General features: G+C 69.2%; 17 protein-coding genes. 9 read left to right on the top strand and 8 right to left on the bottom strand.

The features are described from left to right. The first annotated feature begins 133 nt into the window (after nucleotides 1-133). The gene (locus tag ACSQ9I_RS10175) at nucleotides 134-1,354 is read left to right on the top strand and encodes a DUF2252 domain-containing protein (RefSeq protein ID WP_436313091.1); all 1,221 of its coding nucleotides are present in this window, start codon (nucleotides 134-136) and stop codon (nucleotides 1,352-1,354) included. Nucleotides 1,355-1,357: 3 nt separating this feature from the next. On the opposite strand, the gene ACSQ9I_RS10170 is transcribed toward ACSQ9I_RS10175, so the two are convergent. Continuing rightward, nucleotides 1,358-2,020 (bottom strand): alpha/beta hydrolase, encoded by a 663-nt coding sequence (locus ACSQ9I_RS10170; RefSeq protein WP_093102299.1) that lies wholly within the window; start codon nucleotides 2,018-2,020, stop codon nucleotides 1,358-1,360. 111 nt (nucleotides 2,021-2,131) lie between these two features. Between ACSQ9I_RS10170 and ACSQ9I_RS10165 the strand changes: the two genes are divergently transcribed. Further along, on the top strand, nucleotides 2,132-3,472 hold the full coding sequence (locus ACSQ9I_RS10165) for an MFS transporter (protein ID WP_244503702.1): 1,341 nt from the start codon (nucleotides 2,132-2,134) through the stop codon (nucleotides 3,470-3,472). Continuing rightward, nucleotides 3,438-4,556, top strand: a complete 1,119-nt coding sequence (locus ACSQ9I_RS10160) for a M14 family metallopeptidase (RefSeq protein WP_436313090.1) — start codon at nucleotides 3,438-3,440, stop codon at nucleotides 4,554-4,556. The genes ACSQ9I_RS10165 and ACSQ9I_RS10160 overlap by 35 nt, the downstream gene beginning before the upstream one ends. On the opposite strand, the gene ACSQ9I_RS10155 is transcribed toward ACSQ9I_RS10160, so the two are convergent. The 3 genes from ACSQ9I_RS10155 to ACSQ9I_RS10145 form a co-directional block, all read right to left on the bottom strand. Further along, the gene (locus ACSQ9I_RS10155; RefSeq protein ID WP_436313089.1) at nucleotides 4,553-5,350 is read right to left on the bottom strand and encodes an enoyl-CoA hydratase/isomerase family protein; all 798 of its coding nucleotides are present in this window, start codon (nucleotides 5,348-5,350) and stop codon (nucleotides 4,553-4,555) included. The genes ACSQ9I_RS10160 and ACSQ9I_RS10155 overlap by 4 nt on opposite strands. Before the next feature lie 14 nt (nucleotides 5,351-5,364). Then, entirely contained in the window at nucleotides 5,365-5,784 is a 420-nt protein-coding gene (locus ACSQ9I_RS10150) for a hypothetical protein (protein WP_436313088.1), read from the bottom strand. A gap of 81 nt (nucleotides 5,785-5,865) precedes the next feature. Next, a complete protein-coding gene (locus tag ACSQ9I_RS10145) occupies nucleotides 5,866-8,820 on the bottom strand; it encodes an autotransporter outer membrane beta-barrel domain-containing protein (protein WP_436313087.1) in 2,955 nt (984 codons plus the stop codon). Nucleotides 8,821-8,950: 130 nt separating this feature from the next. Here ACSQ9I_RS10145 and ACSQ9I_RS10140 point away from each other — a divergent pair, with 130 nt between their 5' ends. Then, the gene (locus ACSQ9I_RS10140; protein WP_436313086.1) at nucleotides 8,951-9,172 is read left to right on the top strand and encodes a hypothetical protein; all 222 of its coding nucleotides are present in this window, start codon (nucleotides 8,951-8,953) and stop codon (nucleotides 9,170-9,172) included. Further along, nucleotides 9,172-10,233, top strand: coding sequence for a tRNA 2-selenouridine(34) synthase MnmH (gene mnmH, locus ACSQ9I_RS10135; protein WP_436313085.1), 1,062 nt, complete (start codon nucleotides 9,172-9,174; stop codon nucleotides 10,231-10,233). Before ACSQ9I_RS10140 ends, mnmH begins: the two co-directional genes overlap by 1 nt. Here mnmH and ACSQ9I_RS10130 read toward each other — a convergent pair. Together ACSQ9I_RS10130 and ACSQ9I_RS10125 are read right to left on the bottom strand one after the other, a co-directional pair. Then, nucleotides 10,220-11,125: a DUF808 domain-containing protein gene (locus tag ACSQ9I_RS10130; protein ID WP_436290679.1), complete on the bottom strand. Its 906-nt coding sequence runs from the start codon at nucleotides 11,123-11,125 to the stop codon at nucleotides 10,220-10,222. The genes mnmH and ACSQ9I_RS10130 overlap by 14 nt on opposite strands. A 12-nt stretch (nucleotides 11,126-11,137) precedes the next feature. Next, nucleotides 11,138-11,653, bottom strand: coding sequence for a GNAT family N-acetyltransferase (locus ACSQ9I_RS10125; protein WP_093102287.1), 516 nt, complete (start codon nucleotides 11,651-11,653; stop codon nucleotides 11,138-11,140). Between the two features lie 94 nt (nucleotides 11,654-11,747). On the opposite strand from ACSQ9I_RS10125, the gene ACSQ9I_RS10120 reads away from it, so the two are divergent. From ACSQ9I_RS10120 to ACSQ9I_RS10110, 3 genes are read left to right on the top strand one after another with little or no spacing between them, the layout of a single operon-like run. After that, nucleotides 11,748-11,894 carry a hypothetical protein gene (locus tag ACSQ9I_RS10120; RefSeq protein ID WP_170855465.1) on the top strand — a complete coding sequence of 49 codons (147 nt, stop codon included), beginning with the start codon at nucleotides 11,748-11,750 and terminating at the stop codon, nucleotides 11,892-11,894. Beyond that, entirely contained in the window at nucleotides 11,891-12,151 is a 261-nt protein-coding gene (locus tag ACSQ9I_RS10115) for a VF530 family DNA-binding protein (protein WP_093102286.1), read from the top strand. Before ACSQ9I_RS10120 ends, ACSQ9I_RS10115 begins: the two co-directional genes overlap by 4 nt. Continuing rightward, nucleotides 12,148-12,429, top strand: a complete 282-nt coding sequence (locus tag ACSQ9I_RS10110) for a 2Fe-2S iron-sulfur cluster-binding protein (protein ID WP_436290680.1) — start codon at nucleotides 12,148-12,150, stop codon at nucleotides 12,427-12,429. The genes ACSQ9I_RS10115 and ACSQ9I_RS10110 overlap by 4 nt, the downstream gene beginning before the upstream one ends. Here the strand turns inward: ACSQ9I_RS10110 and ACSQ9I_RS10105 are convergent. Then, entirely contained in the window at nucleotides 12,418-13,656 is a 1,239-nt protein-coding gene (locus ACSQ9I_RS10105; protein WP_436313084.1) for an MFS transporter, read from the bottom strand. The two genes, ACSQ9I_RS10110 and ACSQ9I_RS10105, sit on opposite strands and share 12 nt — an antisense overlap. Nucleotides 13,657-13,704: 48 nt before the next feature. Between ACSQ9I_RS10105 and ACSQ9I_RS10100 the strand changes: the two genes are divergently transcribed. Then, the gene (locus tag ACSQ9I_RS10100) at nucleotides 13,705-14,346 is read left to right on the top strand and encodes an RluA family pseudouridine synthase (RefSeq protein ID WP_436313083.1); all 642 of its coding nucleotides are present in this window, start codon (nucleotides 13,705-13,707) and stop codon (nucleotides 14,344-14,346) included. 22 nt (nucleotides 14,347-14,368) lie between these two features. Here ACSQ9I_RS10100 and ACSQ9I_RS10095 read toward each other — a convergent pair whose 3' ends face one another. Continuing rightward, nucleotides 14,369-14,806, bottom strand: coding sequence for a universal stress protein (locus ACSQ9I_RS10095; protein WP_093102281.1), 438 nt, complete (start codon nucleotides 14,804-14,806; stop codon nucleotides 14,369-14,371). Nucleotides 14,807-14,892: the final 86 nt, after the last annotated feature.

Raw genomic sequence — 14,892 nt, 5'->3', positions numbered from 1 at the left:
CCGTGAATCTTTGTGGGGCGGAAGGTAGCACGGCCGCGAACGGCTTGCTGGCCTCGGTATTTGAAGCGAAAACGCCGTTTCTGCTATACCCCGCGACGGTGCCGGCCATCCCTCCGGCGACTCAGGGGAAACCATGATCGACGTCGTGCGCAGCGTACAGGCATTCAATGCGGGCCGCGATCCCGAGCGCCTGCAGATGAAGTACGAAGCCATGCGCAAGAGCCCCTTCGTGTTCCTGCGCGGCAGCTGCCACCGCTTCTACGAACGACTGGCGCCCGGCGCCCTGCCCGCCTCGCCGCTCGGCTGGGTGTGCGGCGACCTGCACCTCGAGAACTTCGGCAGCTTCAAGGGAGACAACGGCCTGGTGTATTTCGACATCAACGACTTCGACGAGTCCGCCCTCGCCCCGACCGGCTGGGACCTGGTGCGCTTCCTGGCCAGCGTGCGCGTCGGCGCCGCCACCCTCTCGCTGCGTCGCCAGGAAGCGCAGCAGCTGTGCCGCGCTTTCCTCGACGCCTACGCCGAGACGCTGGCGCAGGGCGAGGTGCGCTGGGTCGAGCGGGACACGGCCGACGGGCTGGTGGGCGCGCTGCTGCGCGGCCTGCGCGAGCGCAAGCGCGTGCCCTTCCTCGACGAACGCACCAAGCTCAAACGCACAGGAGGCAAGCGCAGCCGGTTCCGGCGCAAGCTGCGCACCGACGGCAAGAAAGCGCTGCCCGCGAGCCGCGAGCAGCGCGAGCGCGTCACCGAAGCCATCCGCAGCTTCGCCGAGAAGCAGCCGAATCCGGACTACTACCGGGTGCTCGATGTGGCGCGGCGCATCGCCGGCACCGGCAGCCTGGGCGTGGAGCGCTATGTGATCCTCGTCAATGGCAAGGGCTCGCCCGGCGGCAACGGCCTGCTCGACCTGAAGCAGGTCAACGCCTCTTCGCTGCTGCCGCACCTGAAGACAACCCAGCCGGCATGGAAGAACGAAGCCCAGCGCGCGGTGGCGCTGCAGCAGCGCGTGCAGGCGGTGTCGGCCGGCCTGCTGCAGCCGCTGCGCATGGGCCGCGCGCCCTTCGTGCTGCGCCACCTGCAGCCTTCGGAAGACCGCGTGACACTGGATCGCTCGGCGCAGAAGCTGAAGACGCTGGAGCAGGTGCTGCGCACCATGGGCCGTATGGTCGCGTGGGGCCAGCTGCGCAGCGCTGGGCGGCAAGGCTCGGCCATCGCCGACGAACTCGTCGCCCATGGCCACAGCCGCAAGTGGCGCCAGCCGCTGCTCGATGCGTCGCGGGACTGCGCCGCCGATGTCGCCGCCGACTGGAAGGCCTACGGCGAAGCCTTCGACGACGGCGCATTCACGCGCTGATCTTCAGCCCAGCACGCGCAGCAGGAAGCGGTTGAGATCGGCGATCTCTTCCATGCACACCGAGTGCTCCATCGGGTACTCGTGCCACTCGACCGCATGGCCGAGCGCGGCCAGCGCATCGCGCGAGGCCCGGGCGCGCTCGATCTGCACCACGCCGTCGCGCGTGCCGTGGCCCAGGAAGACCGGCGTGTCGTGGTTGGCCGCATGGCGCTCGGCGGCCGTGGTCGCGGCCAGCGGCAGGTAGCCCGACAGGCCGACGATGCCGGCCAGCCGCTCGGCATGGCGCAGCCCGGTCAGGAGCGCCATCGCGCAACCCTGCGAAAAGCCGGCGACCACGATCCGGCCGGCCGCGATGCCGCGGGCCTTCTCGTTCGCGATCAGCGCCTCGATCGCGGCCTGCGAGCGGCGCAGTCCGGCTTCGTCCTCGCGCTTCACGAGATCGGCTGCAGCGATGTCGTACCAGGCCGGCATACGGTAGCCGCCGTTGATGGTGACCGGAATCACCGGCGCATTGGGGAACACGAAGCGCACCGGCCCGACGGCCGACAGGTCGAGCTCGTTGGCGATCGGCACGAAGTCGTTGCCGTCGGCGCCGAGGCCGTGCATGAGGAGCACGGTGGCGGTGGGGTGGGGGCCGGTTTCGATTTCGATGGGGGCAAGGGACATGATGAAGGGTCTGGCTTGGGATTGGATGACGCGAGTGTGCCTTGCCTGCGGCGCTTGTCGCCATCGGCTGCTAGCATCCGGCGCGACGCGCCAACAAGAACAGGAATTCTCGTGACCTCTCCCATCACGCCGATCAGCCGGCGCAGGACCATCGTCGCCACCACCATCGGCAACGCCCTCGAGTTCTTCGACTTCACCGTCTACGGCTTCCTGGCCCTGGTGATCGGCAAGCTCTTCTTCCCGACCTTCGACAGCTACGGCCAGCTGCTGCTGACGGTGGCGAGCTTCGGCGTCGGCTTCATCATGCGGCCGCTGGGCGGCATCGTGATCGGCGCCTATGCCGATCGCGCCGGGCGCAAGAAGGCGATGACGCTGACCATCTTCCTGATGGCGCTGGGCTGCGCAATGATCGCGGTGGCGCCCACCTATGCGCAGATCGGCGTCGCGGCGCCCGTGCTCATCGTGCTGGCGCGGCTGATCCAGGGCTTCTCGGCCGGCGGCGAGGTGGGCGCGTCCACCACCTTGCTGGTCGAGCACGCCACGCCGGCCAACCGCGGCTACCTGGCGAGCTGGCAGTTCGCGAGCCAGGGCCTGGGCATCCTGCTCGGCGCCGCGGTGGTGGGCGGGCTCTCGTTCGCGCTCGGGCCGCAGGGCATGGAGAGCTGGGGCTGGCGCGTGCCCTTCGTCATTGGCATGCTGATCGCGCCGGTGGGCATGTACATCCGCCGCCATCTCGAGGAATCGCTCGACGTCAAGGCCGAGCCGGCGGCCGGTGCGGCGCCGCGCAGGAGCAGCCTCGCCGAAGTGTGCGGCGAGCACGGGAAGACCGTGCTGTCGGCCATCCTCGCCATCACCGGCGGCACCGCGGCCGCCTATGTCGTGACCTTCTACATGCCCACCTATGCGGTGCGCCAACTGGGCCTGCCGCCGACGGTGGCGCTGTTCGGCGCCGCGCTCACAGGGCTCCTGTCCTTCGGGCTCGCGCCGCTGGTGGGCCTCCTGTCCGATCGCGCCGGCCGCAAGCGACTGATCGTCTGGGGCCGCATCGCGATGATGGTGCTGATCTATCCGGGCTTTCTGTGGCTCAACCTCTCGCCCACGCCGGCCGTGCTGTTCACCGTGGTGGGCTTGCTGAGCATCGCGCTGGTGGTGCAGACCGTGCCCGCCATCACGATGCTGCCCGAGATGTTTCCCAAGCACGTGCGCGCGAGCGGCATGTCGCTGGTCTACAGCGTGGGCGTTTCGATATTCGGCGGCTTCTCGCCCTTCGTCAGCACTTGGCTGGTCAACGCCACCGGCAGCAAGCTGGCGCCGGCCTGGTATCTGCTGGGAATGACGCTGGTGTCGTTCCTCGGCCTGCTCTGGCTCAAGGACTTCACCGGCAAGGACATCGACGACGCCTCGGCCCACCGGCCGGATGCCGAGCCCTCTTCAAGGACTGCCCGTGCATAGCAGCCCTGCCGCTCGATACTTCTCCGGCACCTACGCCGAAGCCCGCCGCAAGTTCCTCGATGCCGCCGCGGCGCGCGGCGCGGCCCTCGAATCCTTCGTGCTCGAAACCCATCGCGGCGCCCTGGGCGAAACGCTGGCGACCGACACGGCCTACCTCGGCACGCCCGGCGCGGCCAGGCTCTTGATCGTCAGCTCCGGGACACACGGGCCCGAGGGCTTCTGCGGCTCGGGCTGCCAGATCGCGACGCTGCACGACGACGACCTGCTCTCGCGCCTCGAGCAGGCGGGCATCGGCCTGCTGCTGGTGCACGCGGTCAATCCGCACGGCTTCTCGCACCTGCACCGCACCAATGAAGACAACATCGACCTGAACCGCAACCACATCGACTTCGATGCGCCGCTGCCGGTCAATGCGGCCTATGCGGAGGTCGAGCCCTTCGTGCTGCCGGCGACCTGGCCGCCTAGCGCCGACGACGAGGCGGCGATGGCCGCCTACATCGACAAGCACGGCATGCGCGCCTGGCGCGCCGCCGTCACGACCGGCCAGTACGTCGCGCCCGACGGCGTGTTCTATGGCGGCAAGGCGCCGTCATGGAGCAACCGCACCATGCGCGGCATCCTGCGCAAGTTCGGCGCCGCCGCGACGCACATCGGCTGGATCGACATCCACACCGGGCTCGGTCCCTACGGCCACGGCGAGAAGATCTACCCGGGCCGCCCGGACGGCCTCGCCCAGGCGCGCGCCTGGTGGGGCGCCGACGTGTTCGCGCCCTTCGACGGCCAGTCGGCCTCGGCCGACGTGTCGGGGCCGGTGGTTTCGGCCGTCTACGACGAATGCCCGCAGGCCAGCGTGGCGCTGATGGGCCTGGAGTTCGGCACCCTGCCCGACCTCGAAGTGCTGAATCGCCTGCGTGCCGACACCTGGCTGCGCAGTCACGCGCAAGCGCCGGCCGAACAGCAGCGCGCAATTCGCCAGCAGCTGCGCGACGCCTTCTACTGCAACAACGACGAGTGGAAGGGCATGGTGCTGGGCCAGGCGCGCACGGCCTTGCTGCAGACGGTGCAGGGTCTCAAGACGGCCTAGGAAAAGCGCGGCGCCCTGCGCTCGCGCAGGGAAGCGATGCCCTCGCGCACGTCGGGCCCCGCAAAGCCCATGAACTCGAGCGCCAGCGAGGCGTCGAAGCTCGGGCCGGCCAGGCGCAGCCAGTTGTTGAGCGCGTACTTGGTGAAGCGGATCGCGCTCTGGCTGCCGGCGGCCAGTTTGTCGGCCAGCTCGTAGGCGCGCGGCAGCAGCTCAGCCTCTTCCACCGCGAGCGAGACCAGGCCAATGCGCTCGGCCTCCTCGCCGCTCACCGGTTCGCACAGCAGCAGGTAGTACTTGGCCTTCGCCATGCCGCACAAGAGGGGCCAGACGATCGCCGCATGGTCGCCGGCCGCGACGCCCAGCCGCGTGTGGCCGTCGACGATCTTCGCGCTCTTGCTCGCGATCGAGATGTCGGCCAGCAGGCCCGCCACCAGGCCTGCGCCCACGGCCGGCCCGTGCATCGCGCTGACGATCGGCTTGTCGCAGTTGACGAGGTTGTAGACCAGGTCGCGCGCTTCCTTCCAGACGCGCACGCGCGTGGCGTCGTCGGTGCTCATCTGCTCGACCATCGCCAGGTCGCCGCCGCCCGAGAAGCCCATGCCCTCGCCGCGCAGCACGGCGCAGCGCACCGTGTCGTCGGCCGACACGTCGCGCCAGATCTCGGCCAGCTCGCGGTGGCCGTCATGGCCCGCAGTGGGCAGCTTGCCGTTCTGCGCGCGCATCTGGATGTCGAGCACCGCGCCGCCTTCGCCGCGGCGCGTGATCGCGAGGGTCTGGTAGCGGGCGTAGTCCATGGCGCTGCCTTTCTTCAGTTGCGCGCGGCCAGCTCGCGGCAGCGCTGCAGGTTGGTGTTGAAGTTCGTGGTGAGCGTCGGCTGGCAGGTGTCGGCCGAGAGCTTGAAGCGGCACAGGCCCACGACGAGGAAATCGGTCACGGCCTCGGTGCACATCGGATAGCGCGCCAGCGCCGGGTTGGCGCGCGTCTTGAAGCCCCAGCTGTCGGAGAAGTCGAGCATGCGGCCCATCGCATCCTCGAAGTAGTCGCGGTCCTTGTTGGCGATCGCCGCATCCATCGCGGGAAGCTCGGTGCCGAGGAAGCCCATGGCGGCCGCGGGGAAGCGGTCCGCATCCTGCTGCTGAGCGGCTGCGCCCGTCGCGACGACGGTCAGCAGAAAAGGGGCGATGGTTCGTGCGGAAGCGGCGAGGAGGCGATGGCGGATGGATCCCATGGTCGGCGGTATGGCGAGTGGTCGCGGAAGCGATATTTGAACCCAAACACCGCCACGCGCCGCCGGCGCGCGAAAACCCGCCTACCAGCGCAGCTTGACACCCACCGAACCCTGCACCGAGGACTTCACCCGTGCCTCGCCGCCGAGGGCGAAGACGCGCCCCACCTCGCCGTAGACGCTGGTGGCCGGCGTCAGCGCCAGCGTGAAGCCACCGGCCACTTCGCCCGAGCTGTAGCCGACGCCGCTGGCGATGCGCGTGGTGGCCGCCGGGCCGATGAACTCGGCGACGTCGGCGCCGCCGCTCGCGCGGTACAGGTTCGCGCGCACGTAGGGCTGCAACCGGCCGGCGCCGGCGGCGATGTCGCCCTTGATGCGCACGCCCAGGCGGCCGATCCAGCCGCCGTCGGCGTGCTGCCGCACAGTCGCGCCGCCGATCAGCACATCGTCGAAGCGGGCGCGCTGATAGATCAGCTGCGCCTGCGGCTCGATGCGCCAGCTTTCGGAAAGGGCGAAGGACTGGCCGGCTTCGATCGAGGCCGTCAGGCTCTCGGCCCTGCCCGATGCGTTCGGGTTGCCGTCGGGGCGCACGGTGGTGCGGTGGCGGCCGGCCTGCAGCACGGCGTCGGCATAGAGGCCGCTTGCGTCCATCCAGGTGGCGTAGCCGCCCAGGTAGCGCGATTGCAAGTCGGTGCTGCCGACGCGCCCGAGGGTGCCCCGCGCATTGCCGCTCACATCGGCGCCGCCGTCCAGGAAGCCGACATAGAGGCCGGCGCGCCAGTTGCCGGCGGCGAGCAGATCGGTGCCGGCCTGCAGGCCGCTCGCGTGGCCGCGGCTGTGTGCGCGAGCGACGCTGTCCTGGCCGATATCGAGGTCGCCGTAGACGGCACGGGCCCAGGCGCGGCGCGGCGCGTCGCCGGCCGCCGGGGCCGCCTCGTCGCCGATGCGGCGGTGCAGGTTGCCCAGCATGCCGAGGTCGGCCTGGCGCAGTTGCGCCGGCAGTGCCGCGAAGAGCGGGACTTCGGCGCGGTAGGTCGGCACGGTCACCAGCGGCAGGGCCAGCTTGACGGTCGTGTCCGCGGTCGTGGTGGTGGGCGCGTCCGGATTGACAGGCGCCACCGGGGACGCAAGGGTCGTCTCGGAACGCAGGTACCAGTTCTCGCCGGTGCCTTGGACATCGGCCGCGTACAGGCGGTACTCGAAGGCGCCGGCATCGACGTGGCCATTGGCCAGCGCGAAGGCGTCGCGCGTGCTCTGAGCGGTGGTGGTGGCGCCGTTGCGCGAGCTCACCACCTCGATGCCGTTGCCGGTGGTCTGCGCGCCGAGACCGCCGAGGTTGGTGATGCGAACCGTGGTCTTGCCGCTCGCACTGGCGCCCGGGCCGCTCAGCACCAGGCGATCGCTCAGGCTGTTGCTGCCGCCGAGCACCGTGCCGAGCTTCAGCACGCCGCCGTTGCCGATGTAGGCGCCGGTCACGGTGAGCGTGCTGCCGGCGGCGGCGCTCAGCAGGTTGACGGTGCCCGAATTGCTCAGCGAGGCGATGCGCTGGTTGAAGCCTGCGGTATCGAGCGTCGCGCCGGAGGCCACGGTGTGCGCGGAAGCAGCGCTGAAGGTGTTGGCCGCGGCCGCCTTCAAGGTGCCCGCTGCGACCGTGGTCGCGCCGCTGTAGCTGCTGGCGCCCGAGAGCACCGTGGTGCCGCTGCCCACTTGGCGCAGCGCGCCGCTGCCGCTGATGGCGCCGGCGAGGTTCAGCGTGTTCGAGCGGTTCGCGATCAGCGTCGCGTTGTTGACGATGTCGCCCACCACGCTGCCGCTCGTGCCGCCGTTGCCCAATTCCAGCGTGCCGGCGCTGACGGTGGTGGTGCCCGTGATCGCCTGGTCGAGTGTGAGCGTGAGCCTGCCGGCACCGGTCTTCTCGATGCCGCCCGTGCCGGACAGCAGCCCGGTGTAGCTCGCATCATCGGGCTGCGCGAAGCGCACCAGGCCGTTGTCGGTGATGGCCAGCGGCGCGAACTGCGCGCTGGTCTGCAGGATCCCGTCCGCATCCACCGTCATGCTGCCGGTGTAGCTGCTGGCGTTGGCGCCGAGGATCAGCGTGCCGCCGGCGACCCGCGTGCTGGTGATGCCCGAACCGGGCAGCGCGTTGTTGAAGGTCCAGGTGCCGCTGTCGTTCTTCACCAGCGTCTGGAAGTTCGACAGCGTCTGGGCGAAGGTGTCGGTGCCGCTGCCGTTCAGGGTCAGCAGGTTGCTGCCGCCGCCGCCGCCGCCGTTGATGCTGCCGGTGATCGACGAGCCGGTGTAGACGTTCAACGTGTCGTTCGCATTGGCAAAGTTCAGCGATCCGACGAGCCGCCCCTGATTGGTGAAAGCGATCGCCATCGTGCCGGCGACGCCCATGATGTTGCCCGCGCCGCCCTGGTATTCGATGACGCCGGTTTCGCCATTGATCACCGTGTTCGCGCCGTTCGACGATTCGAACCAGATGGCGGCGCCGCCGGCCTGCGAACGGATTTCGCCGTGGTTGACGATCAGGTTGCCGCTGCCGTGCGCGTTGACGGCTTCCGCGTTGTAGGCGGTGCCGTTGGACAGCAGCTTGGCGCCCTGCTCGATCGTGAGCGTGTTGCCCGAACGGAACTCGATGGTGTTGGCGCCGGTGCCGTAGTGGCCGTTGGCGCTGCCCGCCGCGTGATTCTGCACCGTGGCATTGCGCTGGATCAGGATCGTGCCGTTGTCGCCCATGCTGATGGCGGGCAGGTCGACGGTGCTGATCACCGCGTTCTGCTGCACGTCCACCGAGCCGCCGGGCGTGGCGTCGTAGCCGCCGATGACGACGAAGGTCTGCGGGGTGCCGGCGGTGCAGGTGATGGTGTTGCTGCCGCTGCTGGCGCAATCGGCGGCGGCAGTGCCGGCCAGGCCCAACAGAACCATGGCCAAGACGGGCGCCTTCGTGCTCGACTTGCCAACGCCGCGCGCCAGTTCGGAGGCCACGGCCCAGATCCCTTGCGAGGGGCTCCAGACCACCCGGAAAACGCGGTTCATGCGCTTCTTTCTTATGAAAATGAATACTTAAGAATGTAGTTCTTAGGTTTACATGTCCTAAGGAAATAATTCACGGAATCGGCGTGGATCGCCCGAAGTTGGTGCGCAGTGACGCCCCGTAAACTCGGGCATGGCTTCCAGATCCCCCAGAGCGCCGCGCATGGTCGAGCGCGGCCTCATGTGCATCCTCATCGGCGCGGCGGTGCTGCTCGCGCCGCACTTCCTGCAGTCGCCCGCCTGGCGCGAGACGATAGGCGGGGCTTACGTGGTCGGCTGGTTCGCGCTGGTGCTCGGCGTGGCGCTGGTCGCCGTCGACCTGTTCCAGCGCGCGAAAAAGTCCGGAGGCCGCTGATGCGCGACCCGGTGCGCGTGGGCGACCGCCAACGCTTCGACACGCTCATCGATGCGCGCTCGCCGGCCGAGTTCGCGATCGACCACATCCCCGGCGCGATCAACTGCCCGGTGCTGGACGACGAAGAGCGCCGCATTGTCGGCACGCTCTACAAGCAACAGGGCGCCTTCGAAGCGCGCCGGGTCGGCGGCGCCATGGTGGCCGCGAACATCGCCCGGCACCTGAAGGCGCAGTTCGCCGACCGGCCAGCCGACTGGAAGCCGCTCATCTATTGCTGGCGCGGCGGCCTGCGCAGCGGCTCGATGACGACCTGGCTGCGCCTCGTCGGCTGGGACGCGCAGCAGCTCGCCGGCGGCTACAAGAGCTGGCGCCGCCACGTGATCACGCAGATCGAAACCCTGTGCCCGCGGCTCGAGCTGCGCGTGCTGTGCGGCGCCACCGGCAGTGCCAAGACGCGTGTGCTGCAGGCCATGGCGGCGCAGGGCGAGCAGGTGCTCGACCTCGAAGGCTTCGCCGCCCACAAGGGCTCGCTGCTCGGCGCCCTGCCCGGCGTGCCGCAACCTTCGCAGACCGCCTTCGAGACGCGCATCGCCGAGCTGCTGGACCGCATCGATTCGCAAAAGCCGCTCTACGTCGAGGGCGAGAGCCGACGCATCGGCCGCCTCAACGTACCCACGGCGCTGGTGGAGCGCATGCGCGCGAGCCGCGTGATCGAGATCGACGCCACGCCCGAAGCGCGCCTGGCCTACCTGCTGCGCGACTACGCCTACCTCGGCGACGACCCGGAGGCGCTTTCGCGCCAGCTCGCCATGCTGAAGGAATTGCACGGCAAGGTCGTGATCGCGCGCTGGCAGCAATGGGCCGCCGAGCGCAACCTGCCCTCGCTGTTCGCGGAGCTGACCGCGTTGCATTACGACCCGGCCTACAAGCGATCGCAGGCCAGCCATTTCGCGCGCTGGGACGAACGGCAGGTCTTGCGCGTCGACGACCTTTCGGACGAAGGCGTCGAGGCGATCGCGCGCCGCGTGGCCGCGGCCGGCCAGGAACTCAGCGCTTCTTGAGCGCTTTTTTCACGAGCTCGACCACGCCCAGCACGATCGCGCCGGCCACGATGCCGACGCCCGCATTGGCGCCCATCGAACCGAGGCCGCCGACCAGGCTGCCTGCGTTCAGCGCCCAGGCCTCGACCGCATGGCCCAGGGCCGGCACGCCGTGCACCAGGATGCCGCCGCCGACCAGGAACATGGCGGCGGTGCCGGCGATGGAGAGCGCCTTCATGAGCCAGGGCGCCGCCGCGAGGATGCCGCGGCCGAGCGCTCGCGAGCCCGCGCCTTCGCGCTGGCTCAGATAGAGCCCGGCGTCGTCGAGCTTCACGATGCCCGCCACCAGGCCGTAGACACCGACGGTCATGACCAGCGCGATGCCGACCAGCACGCTCAACTGCGTCACGAAGGGCTGGCCCTGTACCGTCCCCAGGGTGATCGCGATGATCTCCGCCGACAGGATGAAGTCGGTGCGCACCGCGCCCTTGATCTTGTCCTTCTCGGCCGCGACCACGTCAACGCCGGGGTCGGCAACCGCATGCTCGTGGCGCGCCGTGTCGGCCGCGTGTTCGTCCTTGTGCAGGAACTTGTGCGCGAGCTTTTCGCAGCCCTCGAAACACAGGAAGGCGCCGCCGATCATCAGGAGCGGCGTCACCAGCCAGGGCAGCCAGGTGCCGATGGCCAGCGCCGCCGGCACCAGGATCGCCTTGTTGATGAAGGAGCCCTTGCACACCGCCCACACCACCGGCAGCTCGCGCTCGGCCTTGACGCCCGAGACCTGCTGCGCGTTGAGCGCCAGGTCGTCGCCCAGCACGCCGGCGGTCTTCTTGGCGGCAAGCTTGGTGAGGATGGAAACGTCGTCGAGAACGGTCGCAATGTCGTCGAGCAGAAGCAGCAGACTGGTCGCCATCGTGATTTATTTTTAGACGTTGCGTTTGAGGCGGATCTCTTCGATCTTGATACCACCGATCGAGGTCGTCTTGGCGGTCTTCATCTCGCGCTTGAAGCCGGCCAGTTCGTGGAAGCGCATCGCGCGGTCGTTGCGCAGCGGCACCCAGATGGTGACCAGCGTGCAGCCCTCTTCCTCGAGGCCGTCGCGCGCGGCATCCCACAGCGCGACGCCGACGCCCTTGCCCCAGTGCTCCGGCTTGACGTAGATGGCCCAGATTTCGCCGGTGGTCGAAGGTGTCTTGGCATCGCGCGAACGGTCGAAACCGACGAAGCCCACCACCTCCTCGCCCAGCACCGCCACATGCACCTGCGGCTCGCTGAACTCGATCGCCTCGCGCCATTTCGCTTCGCGCGTGGACGGCGCCAGCGCACGCAGCTGGTCTTCGGGCAGGATGCCCGTGTAGGCGGCCCGGGCGGCGGCGGCGTGAACTTCGGCGATGGCTTTGGCATCGCGCATGGTGGCGGGGCGAACTTCGTAGTCGGACATGGATGCGGCGGAACGAACGGTAAAGGGCCGTATTGTCGCCGCGCCGGCAGGCCCTAAACTTCCTGCTGCATTCGCATCTATCCGGAGAATCACCATGGCCAAGAGTCAACAGCGCAGCAACAAGGAAGCCAAGAAACCCAAGAAGGACAGCTCCCCGCCGAAACCGCCAGGCGCAGGCATCGAACCGGTGCGCACCATCACCACCGCGGTCATCCCGCGCGGCAAGCTCAAGAACAAGTGACGACGGCGCCGCAGCAGCCCCGCAACCCCTTGCACGGGCTCACGCTCGAGGCCATCGTGACGGCGCTGGCGGCGCACTATGGCTGGCAGGGCCTGGGCGAGCGCATCCCGCTGCGCTGCTTCACCAGCGACCCGAGCGTGGCCTCCAGCCTCAAGTTCCTGCGCAAGACGCCGTGGGCGCGCGAGAAGGTCGAAAGCCTCTACCTCTTCATGCTGCGCGAAGAGCGGCGACAGGCCTCGCGCGGCACGCCGCCATGAAGGCGCGCATCGAGCCCGGCGGGTTCGACTTCGACACCGAGCCCGGGCTCACGCTGCTGCAGTCCGCCGCTGCGGCCGGCATCGAGCTGCCGAGTTCCTGCCGCAACGGCACCTGCCGGACCTGCATCAGCAAGCTGAGGGCCGGCGAGGTGCGCTACCGCATCGAGTGGCCGGGCGTGAGCGCCGACGAGAAGGCCGAGGGCTGGATCCTGCCCTGCGTGGCCGAGCCGCTGGGCGATGTCACGCTCGACGTGCCGTACGCGTTTTCACACTTCTGACCGAACGATCCGGTCGCGCTGCGCGAGCGAGGGAAAGAGCCGGAACCAGGCGAGCGCCACCAGCACCGTGCCGACGCCGCCCGTCACCACGGAGCCCACCGGCCCCAGCAGTGCCGCGGTGGCGCCCGACTCGAACTCGCCGAGCTGGTTGCTGGCGCCGATGAAGATCGAGTTGACGGCGCTCACGCGGCCGCGCATCGCGTCCGGCGTTTCGAGCTGCACCAGCGTCTGCCGGATCACGACGTTGACCATGTCGGCGCCGCCCGAGACCGCAAGCGCGATCAGCGAGACGAGGAAGCTGCGCGAGAGGCCGAACACCACCATGCAGACGCCGAAGGCACCCACCGCCATCAGCAGCGTGCGCCCCACGTGCCGCTCGATGGGCCGGCGCGTCAGCATGATCGACATCGCCAGCGCACCGACCGCCGGCGCGCTGCGCAACAGGCCCAGGCCCCAGGGCCCCGTGTGCAGGATGTCCTTGGCGAAGATCGGCAGCAGCGCGACCGCGCCGCCGAGCAGCACCGCGAACAGGTCGAGCGAGACGGCGCCGAGCACGGGCTTGCGCTTCCAGATGAAGTCCAAGCCTGCCAGCACCGTCGCCAGCGTGACCGGCTCGCGCGGCGCCGGCATGTGGTCGTAGCGCAGCTGCATCAGCAGCAGGCTGCCGACGGCGAAGAACAGCAGGCTCGCGCCGTACACCACGCCCGTGCCCGCCGCGAACAGCAGACCACCCAGCGCCGGCCCGCCGATGATCGCGCCCTGCATGCCGGCCGAGCTGAAGGCCATCGCGCGCGGCAGCATCAGCGGTGGCACGAGCAGCGGCGTCAGCGCCTGCTGCGCCGGCATCTGGAAGGCGCGCACCGCGCCCAGCACCAGCGACAGGCCGAGCAGCAATCCGCGCGAGTCCTGATGCGTGTAGACGGCGCCGAGGAGCAGCAGCGCGACCGCGCCCTGCACCGCGAGGCAGGCGGCGACGATGCGGCCGCGATGGTGGCGATCGACGATGTGGCCCGCCAGCAACGCCAGCAGCAGCGCCGGCACGAACTGGTAGAGCCCGACCAGGCCGAGATCCCAGGCGCTGCCGGTGAGCTCGTACATGTGCCAACCGATCGCGACCAGCAGCATCTGGGCGGCGGCCGAGCCGAAGAGCCGCGCGGTCCACAGCCGCATGAAGGGCCGCTCGCGCGTGAGATCGGAAAAATTCGGCGAGGCGGCGCGGGCGGACATTGCATCGAGGATAGCTGAGCATCAAAGGCTTCTAGACTTGCTAGGCCAATGACTTCGCTGCGCGTGATCCACGAAGACTCCCATCTGCTGGTGCTCGACAAGCCCGCCGGCCTGCTGTGCGTGCCCGGGCGCGGCGAGGACAAGCAGGACTGCCTCAGTGCGCGGGCGCTGCAGCGCTGGCCCGATGCGCTGGTGGTGCACCGGCTCGACATGGCCACCAGCGGCCTGGTGCTGATGGCACGCAGCCCCGCGATGCAGCGCGCGCTCGGCGATGCCTTCGCGCAGCGGCGAATGCGCAAGCGCTATGAAGCGATCGTCGACGGGCTGCTGCCGCTCACCGACGAATGGGCGCTGATCGATGCGCCGCTGGCAGCCGATTGGCCGCGAAGGCCGCTGCAGAAGATCGATCCCGAATCAGGCAAGCCGAGCCAGACGCGATGGCGCGTGAAGCGCCTGCTGCCCGAGCGCCATGCGAGCCACCTGTGGCTGGAGCCGCTGACCGGCCGCAGCCATCAGTTGCGGGTTCATCTGCTGTCGATCGGCCACCCGATCCTCGGCGATGCGCTCTATGGCAGCGAGGAAGTGCGGCAACGCGCGCCGAGGCTGCTGCTGCACGCGAGCGCGCTCGAGTTCATGCACCCTGCCGACGGGCGAGTACGGCGTTTCGAGAGTCCGCCGCCGTTTGCCTGAAAAAAGCCTTTGCCTCCGGCCCTCAGCCCTTGACCACCAGCACGGGGACTTTCGAATCCTGCAGCACCCGCTGCGTCACGCTGCCGAGCAGCAGTTTCTCGATGCCGGAGCGCCCGTGCGAGCCCATCACGATCAGGTCGGCCGCGATCGCCTCGGCGGTATCGACGATGCCTTCGTGCACCACGTGGCCATCGATCACGCGCTGGTCGCTGTGCAGCCCTTCCGCCGCCAGCGCCGCGACACCGCGCGCCAGCGCCGCGTTGGCGCTGCTGGTGGCGGCTGCGAGGTATTCGTTCTGGCCGAGCGCATAGTCGGCGCCCACGCCGATGAAAGGATAGTTGTCCACCACGTGGATCAGGGTGATGCGGCTGCCGAATGCCAGCGCCAGTCCGCTGGCCTTGCTGACCGCAAGCATCGACGTTTCGGATCCATCGATCGGGACCAGGATGTGATTGAACATGGCAGACCTCTTTCGTTCGCAAGGCTCGCAGGGCGAGCCGGACCCCGAATTTACATCCAGGGAGAGGGCCGGACTGTAGGACGGCT

It is taken from the genome of Variovorax sp. LjRoot84, from assembly GCF_964254305.1.
GTDB lineage: Bacteria > Pseudomonadota > Gammaproteobacteria > Burkholderiales > Burkholderiaceae_C > Variovorax.
Note: the sequence above shows the minus strand (reverse complement) of the source record. Positions and strands in the feature narration are given on the sequence as shown.

Coding starts and splice junctions, on each gene's coding strand:
- ACSQ9I_RS10175 (WP_436313091.1), top strand. CDS start 134: ATGATCGACGTCGTGCGCAGCGTACAGGCATTCAATGCGGGCCGCGAT.
- ACSQ9I_RS10095 (WP_093102281.1), bottom strand. CDS start 14,806: ATGTTCAATCACATCCTGGTCCCGATCGATGGATCCGAAACGTCGATG.
- ACSQ9I_RS10170 (WP_093102299.1), bottom strand. CDS start 2,020: ATGTCCCTTGCCCCCATCGAAATCGAAACCGGCCCCCACCCCACCGCC.
- mnmH (WP_436313085.1), top strand. CDS start 9,172: ATGCGCGACCCGGTGCGCGTGGGCGACCGCCAACGCTTCGACACGCTC.
- ACSQ9I_RS10150 (WP_436313088.1), bottom strand. CDS start 5,784: ATGGGATCCATCCGCCATCGCCTCCTCGCCGCTTCCGCACGAACCATC.
- ACSQ9I_RS10140 (WP_436313086.1), top strand. CDS start 8,951: ATGGCTTCCAGATCCCCCAGAGCGCCGCGCATGGTCGAGCGCGGCCTC.
- ACSQ9I_RS10160 (WP_436313090.1), top strand. CDS start 3,438: ATGCCGAGCCCTCTTCAAGGACTGCCCGTGCATAGCAGCCCTGCCGCT.
- ACSQ9I_RS10120 (WP_170855465.1), top strand. CDS start 11,748: ATGGCCAAGAGTCAACAGCGCAGCAACAAGGAAGCCAAGAAACCCAAG.
- ACSQ9I_RS10105 (WP_436313084.1), bottom strand. CDS start 13,656: ATGTCCGCCCGCGCCGCCTCGCCGAATTTTTCCGATCTCACGCGCGAG.
- ACSQ9I_RS10145 (WP_436313087.1), bottom strand. CDS start 8,820: ATGAACCGCGTTTTCCGGGTGGTCTGGAGCCCCTCGCAAGGGATCTGG.
- ACSQ9I_RS10110 (WP_436290680.1), top strand. CDS start 12,148: ATGAAGGCGCGCATCGAGCCCGGCGGGTTCGACTTCGACACCGAGCCC.
- ACSQ9I_RS10100 (WP_436313083.1), top strand. CDS start 13,705: ATGACTTCGCTGCGCGTGATCCACGAAGACTCCCATCTGCTGGTGCTC.
- ACSQ9I_RS10155 (WP_436313089.1), bottom strand. CDS start 5,350: ATGGACTACGCCCGCTACCAGACCCTCGCGATCACGCGCCGCGGCGAA.
- ACSQ9I_RS10125 (WP_093102287.1), bottom strand. CDS start 11,653: ATGTCCGACTACGAAGTTCGCCCCGCCACCATGCGCGATGCCAAAGCC.
- ACSQ9I_RS10130 (WP_436290679.1), bottom strand. CDS start 11,125: ATGGCGACCAGTCTGCTGCTTCTGCTCGACGACATTGCGACCGTTCTC.